Annotated in this window: 7 protein-coding genes and 1 pseudogene; 3 read left to right on the top strand and 5 right to left on the bottom strand. The window is 69.3% G+C overall.

Going from position 1 to position 7,607, the window contains the following annotated elements; all coding sequences use genetic code 11:
• A pseudogene (locus QSK17_RS13655) lies at positions 1-141 on the top strand (IS701 family transposase); the annotation flags it as partial.
• Positions 142-257: 116 nt separating this feature from the next.
• Here the strand turns inward: QSK17_RS13655 and QSK17_RS13650 are convergent.
• The 4 genes from QSK17_RS13650 to QSK17_RS13635 form a co-directional block, all read right to left on the bottom strand.
• Positions 258-785, bottom strand: coding sequence for a Tn3 family transposase (locus tag QSK17_RS13650; RefSeq protein ID WP_285705045.1), 528 nt, complete (start codon positions 783-785; stop codon positions 258-260).
• Positions 763-2,550 (bottom strand): Tn3 family transposase, encoded by a 1,788-nt coding sequence (locus QSK17_RS13645; RefSeq protein WP_285705044.1) that lies wholly within the window; start codon positions 2,548-2,550, stop codon positions 763-765. The genes QSK17_RS13650 and QSK17_RS13645 overlap by 23 nt, the downstream gene beginning before the upstream one ends.
• A complete protein-coding gene (locus tag QSK17_RS13640) occupies positions 2,454-3,308 on the bottom strand; it encodes a DUF4158 domain-containing protein (protein ID WP_285705043.1) in 855 nt (284 codons plus the stop codon). The genes QSK17_RS13645 and QSK17_RS13640 overlap by 97 nt, the downstream gene beginning before the upstream one ends.
• 213 nt (positions 3,309-3,521) lie before the next feature.
• Positions 3,522-4,511: a helix-turn-helix transcriptional regulator gene (locus QSK17_RS13635; protein WP_352231797.1), complete on the bottom strand. Its 990-nt coding sequence runs from the start codon at positions 4,509-4,511 to the stop codon at positions 3,522-3,524.
• 62 nt (positions 4,512-4,573) lie between these two features.
• On the opposite strand from QSK17_RS13635, the gene QSK17_RS13630 reads away from it, so the two are divergent.
• The gene (locus QSK17_RS13630) at positions 4,574-5,338 is read left to right on the top strand and encodes a DeoR/GlpR family DNA-binding transcription regulator (protein WP_285705042.1); all 765 of its coding nucleotides are present in this window, start codon (positions 4,574-4,576) and stop codon (positions 5,336-5,338) included.
• Positions 5,339-5,433: 95 nt separating this feature from the next.
• Positions 5,434-6,759, top strand: a complete 1,326-nt coding sequence (locus QSK17_RS13625; RefSeq protein WP_285705041.1) for an MFS transporter — start codon at positions 5,434-5,436, stop codon at positions 6,757-6,759.
• Here the strand turns inward: QSK17_RS13625 and QSK17_RS13620 are convergent.
• Positions 6,746-7,516, bottom strand: a complete 771-nt coding sequence (locus tag QSK17_RS13620; protein ID WP_285705040.1) for a sulfite exporter TauE/SafE family protein — start codon at positions 7,514-7,516, stop codon at positions 6,746-6,748. The two genes, QSK17_RS13625 and QSK17_RS13620, sit on opposite strands and share 14 nt — an antisense overlap.
• Positions 7,517-7,607: the final 91 nt, after the last annotated feature.

The raw sequence follows: 7,607 nt of genomic DNA, 5'->3' as shown, positions 1-7,607 counted from the left end.
GAGCTCAACACCGGCCTTGGTCTCAAGCACTTTGAGGGGCGGAGCTTCTTCGGCTGGCACCGCCACGTCACCCTGGCCGCGGTAGCGCAGGCATTCTGTACCGAACTGCGGCTAGACCCAAAAGCCCTTGCGCCGGCCTGACCTTGTATGAGGTTCTCGGCGAACTCCAGGCTTTACTCGCCACCTGGACCGGCGCTTGCCACGTATGCCACCAAATGTACACACCCCATGACACTTCGTAACATAACAAAGTACTACTAGAGAATGTCCTCTTCCCAATCCGGCTCATCGGGGTTGCGCAGCTGCCGGACGCCGGAGGGACCAAGGTCGTGTTGGTTGAAGGAGTAGGTGCCGATCACGTTGATGTGCTGGCGGACGAAGGGCGACAGGCGTGCGACGTCTTCTTCAACCAGGGAGTAGCCCTCGGCCTTGAGCTGATCAAGGGCCCGGTCCATGTAGAAGGTGTTCCACAGCGTGACGCAGTTGAGCACCAGGCCAAGGGCGCCGAGCTGGTCTTCCATGCCCTTGTAGTAGCGCTGGTAGATCTCGCCTTTCCTGCCGTGGAAGATCTTCCCCGCCAGCGCATGGCGGGATTCTTGCAGGTTGCGCACGCCCTTGATGTCGCGCCGGTAGGGCTCCTCCACGGCGTAGGTGAGGATGTAGAGGGTCTTGAAGATCCGCCCGTAGTGGGCGATCGCCTCCCCGAGCGGGGTCGGGTTGCCATCCCGCTGAATCATGCGCATCACGTCGTAGGCGCGGATCTCACAGGTGTAGATCGACACCACGACGCGCAGGATGTCGCTCCAATGCCGCTTGATCTTTTTCCAGGTCGATCTTCCCGCGCGCGAACCGGGACAGGCTGCCGTAGTCGGCGTCCTGGATCCGCCAGCCCTTCTGATCGGGGATATCGGCCAGCGCGGGCCGGTACTGCATACCCAGCAGGTGAACCAGGCCGAACACGACGTCACTGTAAGATCCGGTGTCGGTCACCAGAACCTCAGGGCGCGGTCCGCCATCCCGCCGGAACGCCACATCGATCATGTGGAGCGAGTCACGCACCGCTCCGGTGACGACCTTCGCCCCGAGCCCCACCCCACGATCATTGATCATGTTGAGCCACGTGACACCGCGCGAACGGCCGAAGAACTTCTTGTTCGGGCGGGTGTAGATCGAGGGCACCGGGACCACGAACCGCATCCCGTCGATCGCCGCAACCAGCCCGCCGCCGAGCGCCTGGGCGAAACCGATTTTGCCCTGCTCGTCGATGAGCGGGCCGTTGGCCAGAGTGTAGGTCTCCGCCGACAGGTAGTTCTGCACCACGTGCGACAACCGGCCGCGTTCCAGCGCGGGCGTGCCCGCCTTCACCACCGGCGCGTACCCGATGTTCAGTGCTTGAGCCGTCAGGCAGGCCGCAACCGAGACGTGGAAGTCGGCGAGCTTGCTCACCCCGCCGGCCACCGAGGTGAACGCGGCCTCGAACTCCGGAACACGGCCCATCACCTCCAGCAGCAGCTCAGGCAGATCCACCCGCGGCAGCATCGCGAGCACTCGCTTGCGCAGATCGATCAGGGACAGCGGTTCCGGAAGGGCGGCCAGCTTGGCCACGTGCAGCCGTCCCTCGCCATCCACGCTCACATCTACACCGTCCTGCCCTGCCCGGCCCGCGACATCGTTGAGCGCCAGATGCAGCACCCGCGCGTGCTCGGCGAGCAACCGCCCGGGATCCTCAGGTAGCTGCAAGTCCACCAGCGCTGGCCCCTTGGCCGCCTCCCACTTCGCACCGTCCAGCAGTTGCCCGCGTGGATCCCGCCACCGCGCCGAGGCCTCGGCGTAGACGTCGCGGCGCTTGAGGTGCCGGTGGAACTGGGTGAGCACGCACATGGTGTAGGCGTTCTTGTCCACGGTGCTGCCGTTCGGCAAGCTCTTGAACACCAGCCGCTTCCAGGACCCGGTCACCAGCTCGGGGTCGATGTCAGCCTCGGTGACCTTCTTCGTGCGGCCGTCCAGCAGCCGGGGCAACTGCTTCATCGCCGCGAGCGCCCGCGTGCCTTCGGCGTTGGCGCCGAATTCGATCACCGTGGTCAGCGTTTTGAGGAACCCCGACACGGTGGCGATGCGCGAAGCCAGCAGCGCCCGCATCTCCCCGTCGGCATCGGCATCGGGCGGCGGCACCATCTCGGTCACCGCCGCGACCGCCTCCCGCAACTCCCGCCTGGGCACGATCGCGTCGATCGCCTCCCACACCTGATCCAGCCGGAGTTCCTCGCCGTACTCGGTGACCTCCAGCAGGGTCTCCACCGCCGCGGCGAGCGTGGCCGAGTGCTTGGCCAATTTCGGATGCTGGCGTACCCGCTCCTTTTCTGTCGCGGTCTCGGCCTTGCCGACCAGTTCGGTGGTGACCAGCAGATCCAGCATCTCCAGACAGTCGTCAACCGCCTTGCCCTCCAGATAGATCACCGTGGCCAGCAACGTGGCGAGTTGGCGGGAGGGGCCATGGCGGCGCAGAGCGGTCGCCGTAGCCTGCATGCCGTACCGCGCCAGGTCAACCATCCGCCGGTGCGGACCTCCGGCGGCAGCGGCATAGCCCCCAGCCCCACTCCGAGGATTTCCGCGGCGAGCTCCAGCGCCTTCTCCAGATTCCTGCCCGAGGGCGCCGCCGGGCCTTTGCGCCAGCGTTCCAGATCCGAGGCGCGCCGGCCTTCGGGCACTTCCAGCAGTGTCTCCAGGATCACCCACTGCCGCGGCGACAGCACCCCGCGCAGCGTGTCATGGAGACGGTCGGTGGCCTCATCCCGCACCCTCGCGACCAGCCGGGCCAGCATGGTCACACCCGGGAGCAGCACCTTGTCGGTGCGCAGCCACGTCACCCCGTCATAGAAGATCGTCTTCTTGCCGTCGCCGGTGTTCCACGCCCGCGCGCCCGCCCACACGATGAAATCCGCCTCCGCCTGGGAGAACTCCTTCAGCTCGTATGCCTTGCGGATCACTTCCTGGTGCTCGAACGGCGTGCTGCGCCGCTCGGTGTACTGGTTGATCTGCGAGACATCCTCGACACCGAGTTGGTCGCCGAGATACACCAGCACTTCGTCGGGCACGTCCAGCGGGTCGGTCAGAAAGCGCCCGACGTAACGGGCTGTCGTTAGCTGGAGGGCTACGCCGAGGCGGGCGTGTGCCCCACGCCGTTCGGCGATCAGCGCCCGATCCGCGTCGTCCAGGTAGATGAACCGTTCCAGCTCCGCCTGCGACGGAGCACACGAGAAGCGGCCGTACGCGGCCGCCTCACCATCACTCAAGAACTCAACCGGCATAGACGCCGAAGGTAGGGCAGGCCCGGCAAGCAGGACGAGCGGAAGATCAAATAGCTAGCTGTGGCCACCCGCTAACGGGACTTTTCGTTCGGGTGCTCGTCATGCCCCGACGCTGACCTGGGGGATCACCGCGATGGGCACGCGGGAGCCGTCGAACGCGAGCGGGAGCACCGGACCATCGTCGTCACGAGTGCGCCGGTCGGCAAACGGTTTTCAGGCCCCGGCGGGGCGGGCACCGTACATGGCGGAGAGCTCGGCCGCCGCCTCGGCCATCATGTCCCGCAGCTCGGGCGGATCCAGGACCTCGACCAGGGCGCCGAGCCGGAGGAGTTGCCAGCGCGCGTGGCGAAGCGACTCGACCGGCAACGTCAACCGGGTCCAGCCGTCGCCGCCGGAGACGCCCTCGCGCACCGCCTTGTCGGCCACGTCGCCGAAGGTGTAGCGGAGGAGCCCCTCGGCGTCGGGCGAGACCCGTACGACGGCGTCGGAGGTGTACATGCGTGCCGCGAACCCGGCGGAGAACTCACGCCAGAACGCCACAAGATCGAAGTCCTCCGGCCGGTCGAACCACTCGTCCAGGACGTCCACGCCGATGATCCGGCTGACGCGGTACGTGCGGACGCTCTCGCCGCAGGCTGCGGCCAGGTACCAGGAGCCGCCCTTGAGGACCAGGCCGTACGGATGGACGATCCGCTCCACGTCCTCCGGGCCCCACCGCCGATAGTGCAGCCGCAGCACCCTTTGGTCCCACACCGCCCCGGAGACCTCGGAGAGGAAGGGGACGTCGTCGCCGGCCCGGTACCAGCCCGGCACGTCGAGGTGGAAGCGCTCGCGCATCCGGGCCGCCTGCGAGCGTGGCCCGGGAGGCAGCGCCGCGAGGAGTTTCAGCTCGGCCGTGGCCGCGACGTCCGCCAGACCGAGCTCGGCGGCCGGCCCCGGCAATCCGGCGAGGAAAAGCGACGAGGCCTCCTCACGGCTCAACCCGTTCAGCTTGGTGCGGTATCCGTCGAGGAGCTGGTACCCGCCCGCCGGGCCGCGGTCGGCGTACACGGGGACGCCGGCCGCCGAGAGCGCGTCGATGTCCCGGTAGACCGTCCGGACCGACACCTCCAGCTCGGCGGACAGCTCGGGGGCGGTCATCCTGCCGCGGGTCTGCAGGAGGAGAAGGAGGGACAGCAACCGGCTGGCACGCATGTCGCCCATCCTGCCACCTTTACAGCGTAGATTTATTTGAGCGCGCACACGATCTATGTTCAAATGCACACATGGAAAGTTCGGACAGGGTGCGAGCGATCATGAGCACGCTGCGCACGGCCGACAGCGTCTCCGTCGCCGAACTGGCGGTCGAGCACGGCGTCTCGGAGATGACCATCCGCAGGGACCTGGACGAACTGGCCCAGCAGGGCGTCGTCCGCCGGGTCCGGGGCGGCGCGCTGAGCCTGCTGCTGCGCGGCGAGGAACCGCCTTTCGGGGTACGCGAGCGCGAGGCCGTCGAGGCGAAACAGCGCATCGCCGCCGAGGTCGCCGCGCTGCTCACGGATGGGGAGGCGGTGCTCTTCGACGGTGGCACGACCCTCCTGGAGGTGGCCCGAGCCGTACGCGACCGGCGCCTCACCGTGCTGACACTCGCCCTCCGGTCGGCGCAGGAGCTCGCCACCGCGCCGCGGATCCGGCTCGTCCTCCCCGGAGGCGAGGTACGGCAGAGCGAGATGAACTTCGTCGGCCCGCTCACCGAGGCGTCCATCAAGGCGCTGCGATTCGACACCGCGGTGATCGGCTGCTGCGGCCTGTCCGCGGAGCACGGCCTGACCGCGCACGACCTGCCGGAGGTCGCGATCAAACAGGCCGCCATCGCCTCCGCGCGGCGGGTCGTCGTCGCGTGCGACTCGGGCAAGTTCAGCCGCACGGCCTTCGGTGCCGTCTGCGGACTGGACCGGCTCGACATCGTCGTCACCGACGAGGGCATCCCCCAGGACCAGCACGACGCCCTCACCGCCGCCGGTGTCACCGTCCGCATCCCCCGTCCGTGACCTCACCCCGCCCCGCCCGCGACGTCCCCTGATCAGCCGATCGACGGGGCGTTCCCCGTGAACCTTTCCGTGCCCACCTCCCATCGGAGCGTCCCATGGTCCTTCTCGCCCGCGACCGCCCCGCGCTGCTGCGCGCGCGGCTCGCCGTGTACGGGCTGTTCCTGCTCTCCGGACTCACCATCGGCACCTGGACGGCCCGCATCCCCGCCATCAAGGAACGCCTCGCCCTCGGCGACGGCGAACTGAGCCTCGGCCTCCTCGGCATCGCCGCGGGCGCCATCACCGGCATGCAGATCGTCGGCCGGCTCATCGACCGGTTCGGCAGCCACCGCGTCATGATCCCCATGGCCGTGGCGCAGGGGTTCGTCCTCGTGCTCCCCGCGTACGTCCCGAACCTGCCCGCACTCGCCCTGGCGCTGTTCGTCCTCGGACTGGCGCAAGGAAGCCTCGACGTCGCGATGAACGCCAACGCCGTCGTGGTCGAGCGCGCGTACGGCAAGACGCTCATGGGGTCGTTCCACGCGGTGTTCAGCATCGGCGGGTTCCTCGGCGCCGCGATCGGCGGCCTGTTCGCGCACGCGTCGGTCGACGCGGGCCGCACGTTCCTCTCCGCGGGCCTGCTGATCCTCGTGCTGGCGGTGGTGTCGGCCAGGTGGGCCATGCGCGACGCCCCCGCAGAGCCCCCGGGTGCCGCGGCCGTACCGGACGGCGTGGCGGACGGCGTGGCCGCACCAGGAGGAGTCACCGCAGGACAGGCCGCCGGGGCGCGGTTGCCGCGAGGCGTGCTGTTCCTGGGCGTGCTCGCCTTCTGCTGCCTGGTGGGCGAGGGCGCGGCGGCCGACTGGAGCGCGGTCTACCTGGTCGACTCCCTGGGCTCCTCCCCCGGAGCCGGCGCCACCGCCTACGCCGCGTTCGCCGTGATGATGACCGTCGGGCGGTTCGCCGGTGACCGGCTGGCCGGCCTGCTCGGCCCGGTGCCGCTGGTGCGCTGCTGCGGGATCCTCGCCGCCGGCGGACTCGCGCTCGCGGTGCTCGGCGGCGCGCAGATCACCGGCGTGATCGGGTTCGGCCTGTTCGGAGCCGGTCTGTCGTGCACCATCCCGCAGGTCTTCTCGGCGGCCGGGCACCGTGACCCGGCCCAGGCCGGACGTGCCCTGGCCCGCGTGGCGAGCCTCGGCTACGCCGGGTTCCTCGCCGGTCCCGTCCTGATCGGCGGTGCCTCGGAGCTGACCACCCTGCGCCACGCGCTGCTAATCCCGGTCATCCTGTCGCTGTTCGTGGCGTTCGCGGCGCCCGCGCTCCGTGCGCCACAGCCGGCGGACGCCGACGCGGCTCCGGAAGCGGCCGAGGACGCTGCGGGAGCCGGAAGTGCCGTCCAGGCCGCTTCCGCCGCCTCCGGGGAGAGTGTCATGCCTTCGTGAAGAACTGCTCGTAGCCGAGCTTGATAACCAGGCCGGTGACCACGCACAGCAGCACGATCCGGACGAAGCCGGAGCCCCGCTTGAGCGCCATGCGCGCTCCGAGCTGGGCTCCGGCGATGTTGCAGACGGCCATGCCGAGGCCGAGCCCCCACAGCACGTGCCCCTGCCAGGCGAAGACGATCAGCGCGCCGAGGTTCGTACCGGTGTTGAGGATCTTCGCGGTGGCGGAGGCGTTGACGAAGTCCATGCCGAGGATGGACGTGAACGCGATGAGCAGGAACGTCCCCGTCCCGGGGCCGAGCATCCCGTCGTAGAAGGCGATCACCACGCCCGCGACCGCGATCGCGGCCAGCAGCCGTCCCCGCGTACGCAGGTGAGGGCGCGAGACCGTGCCGAACGCCGGTCGCATCGTCACGAACAACGCCACCCCGAGCAGCACGACGAGGACCAGCGGCTTGAGCACCCCGGCGTCCAGCATCGCGGCCGAGGCCGCCCCCAGCCCCGCGAAGGCCACCGCCAGAGCGCCCGACGGTACGGCGACCGCCCGATCGAGCTTGGTGTTCCGGGCATACGTCACGGCGGCGGACGCCGTACCGAAGATGGCCGCGGACTTGTTCGTCGCCATCGCCTGGACCGGGGACAGCCCGGCCAGCAGGAGTGCCGGGAGCTGGAGCAGCCCTCCCCCGCCGACGACCGCGTCCACCCAGCCCGCGGCCAGCGCCGCCGCGAGCAGGATCACGACCTCCCCCGCCCCCATGCGGCGCCCCTTCCCTTGACCGTCTGTTGACCATCCGAGACTAGCCAGAGTCCCTCAGCCGTGCAGCACCGGCACGGGCGGGCCTCCCGAC

Source organism: Microtetraspora sp. NBRC 16547 (assembly GCF_030268965.1).
Lineage (GTDB): Bacteria > Actinomycetota > Actinomycetes > Streptosporangiales > Streptosporangiaceae > Microtetraspora.
The sequence above is the reverse complement of the archived record's forward strand: the minus strand, read 5'-3'. Positions and strand labels throughout refer to the sequence as shown.